We start from the raw sequence: 260 nt of genomic DNA, 5'->3' as shown, positions 1-260 counted from the left end.
ATTGAAGGAGTCAGTGAAATAATTGCCATTGCGTTATGCGATCGCGCAGACGCTCAGTGCGAACATCATTAAGTGCGAACAGCGCCTGCGCGGCCTCTTCCCGCTGACGGACCAGTAACATCTTGCGGCCTGAAAGTTTAAGTGTGGTACATAACTGCGCATCACTGGCGTTTTTCTGTAAACGCCCACGCAGCGCCGGTAATGCCAGTTCACTGGTTTGTAACAGACGCAATAAGCAACCTAACGACGTTAATAGCGGA

Annotated in this window: 1 protein-coding gene; it reads right to left on the bottom strand. The window is 50.8% G+C overall.

The genetic code is table 11. The features are described from left to right. Nucleotides 1-10: 10 nt before the first annotated feature. A partial coding sequence (locus SB764_RS41835; RefSeq protein ID WP_410867012.1) for a tRNA-binding protein occupies nucleotides 11-260 on the bottom strand: 250 nt, incomplete at its 5' end.

Source organism: Paraburkholderia sp. SIMBA_027 (assembly GCF_046535315.1).
In the GTDB taxonomy this organism is placed as follows: domain Bacteria; phylum Pseudomonadota; class Gammaproteobacteria; order Burkholderiales; family Burkholderiaceae; genus Paraburkholderia; species Paraburkholderia tropica.
The sequence above is the reverse complement of the archived record's forward strand: the minus strand, read 5'-3'. Positions and strand labels throughout refer to the sequence as shown.